Source organism: Cellulomonas septica (assembly GCF_012396155.1).
In the GTDB taxonomy this organism is placed as follows: domain Bacteria; phylum Actinomycetota; class Actinomycetes; order Actinomycetales; family Cellulomonadaceae; genus Cellulomonas; species Cellulomonas septica.
Genome location: NZ_JAAXOY010000696.1, coordinates 1 through 1,796, shown reverse-complemented (window position 1 = coordinate 1,796; position 1,796 = coordinate 1). Strand labels below are relative to the sequence as shown.

The 1,796-nt window shown below is 75.9% G+C and carries 2 protein-coding genes and 1 pseudogene; all 3 read right to left on the bottom strand.

Features of this window, described 5'->3' with window-relative positions; translation table 11 throughout:
• Window positions 1-58: 58 nt before the first annotated feature.
• Window positions 59-799, bottom strand: a complete 741-nt coding sequence (gene priA, locus HGA02_RS18245; protein WP_168680718.1) for a bifunctional 1-(5-phosphoribosyl)-5-((5-phosphoribosylamino)methylideneamino)imidazole-4-carboxamide isomerase/phosphoribosylanthranilate isomerase PriA — start codon at window positions 797-799, stop codon at window positions 59-61.
• Between the two features lie 44 nt (window positions 800-843).
• Window positions 844-1,491 (bottom strand): imidazole glycerol phosphate synthase subunit HisH, encoded by a 648-nt coding sequence (hisH, locus tag HGA02_RS18240; protein ID WP_124342407.1) that lies wholly within the window; start codon window positions 1,489-1,491, stop codon window positions 844-846.
• A gap of 63 nt (window positions 1,492-1,554) precedes the next feature.
• Window positions 1,555-1,796 (bottom strand): annotated as a pseudogene (locus HGA02_RS18235) (hypothetical protein); the annotation flags it as partial.

Here is a 1,796-nt window from a genome sequence, read left to right as displayed (position 1 = left end):
GTCGTCCCCGGCGAACGGCGACGACGGCGGCAGCGCGCGGCCGGTGCTCACGACGGGGTCAGGGCCGGCCGGCGACGTCGAGCGCCTGCGGCAGCGTGAACGCCCCCGCGTAGAGCGCCTTGCCGACGATCGCGCCCTCGACGCCCACGGGCACGAGCTCGCGCAGCACGCGCAGGTCCTCGAGGCTCGACACGCCGCCGGACGCGACGACCGGGGCGTCGGTGCGCGCGCACACCTCGCGGAGCAGGTCGACGTTCGGTCCGCGCAGCGTGCCGTCCTTCGTCACGTCGGTCACGACGTAGCGCGAGCAGCCGGCCGCGTCGAGGCGCTCCAGCACCTCCCACAGGTCGCCGCCCTCCTGCGTCCACCCGCGGGCCGCGAGCGTCGTGCCGCGCACGTCGAGGCCCACCGCGATCTGGTCGCCGTGCTCGGCGATGACGCGCGCGGTCCACTCCGGGTCCTCGAGCGCGGCCGTGCCGAGGTTGACGCGCGTCGCGCCGGTCCCGAGCGCGCGCGCGAGCGACGCGTCGTCGCGGATGCCGCCCGACAGCTCGATCTTGACGCCCTTGTTCGCGAGATGCTGCGTGACGTCGGCGAGGAGCTCCGCGTTCGAGCCGCGCCCGAACGCCGCGTCGAGGTCGACGAGGTGGATCCACTCGGCGCCCCCGGCGTGCCAGTCGAGCGCTGCGGCGAGCGGGTCGCCGTAGCCGGTCTCGGAGCCGGCCTCCCCCTGGACGAGGCGGACGGCCTGGCCGTCGGCGACGTCGACGGCGGGCAGCAGCTCGAGGCGGTCGGTCATGGGTGTCCTCCGGGAGGTGGTGCGGTGGTGGGGTCGCGCCGGGGTCAGCGCAGCGAGTCGACCCAGTGGGTGAGCAGCTGCGCGCCCGCGTCGCCGGACTTCTCGGGGTGGAACTGGGTCGCGGCGAGCGGGCCGTTCTCGACCGCCGCGACGAACCGGTCGCCGTGCGTGGCCCACGTGACGAGCGGCGCGCTGAACGGCGTCGCGCTCTGCTCCTCGTCGGTCAGCGGGAACGACCGGGCCGCGTAGGAGTGCACGAAGTAGAAGCGCTCGTCCTCCAGACCGCGGAACAGCGTGCTGCCCGCGGGGGGCTCGATCGTCGCCCAGCCCATGTGCGGCACGACGTCGGCCTCGAGCCGGTCGACCACGCCGGGCCACTCGCCGAGCCCGTCCGTGCGGTCACCGTGCTCGACGCCCTCCGCGAACATCACCTGCATCCCGACGCAGATCCCGAGCACGGGACGGCCGCCGGCGAGGCGACGGTCGACCACCTGGTCGCCGCCGACCGCGCGCAGCCCGCCCATGACGGCCGCGAACGCGCCGACGCCGGGCACGACGAGGCCGTCGGCCTCCGTCGCGGCGTGCTTGTCCGCCGTCAGCTCGACCTGGGCGCCGACGCGCTCGAGCGCGCGTACCGCGGAGCGGACGTTGCCGAAGCCGTAGTCGAGGACGACGACGCGGGGGGTGGACACCGCGTCAGGCTACCCGCCGGTCGTCGACGACGCGGGCCGCGGCCGCGCGACGAGACGGACCTCTCACCGGCTCTTGCGCCCCGCCGCGAGCGCGCGCATCGCCTGCCAGCGGGACATGCCGACGCTCGACACGACGCCCGGGACCTCGGCGACCTTCGCGTCGCCGAGCAGCAGGTCCTCGAGCACCGACGGGGCGTCCGACAGCACGAGGCCCGGCGGCAGGTCGGCGACGCGCGCCCCGCCCGTCCAGCGTCCCGCGGAGATCTGCCCCTCGCGGCGCTCGAGCAGGATCACGGGCAGCGTCC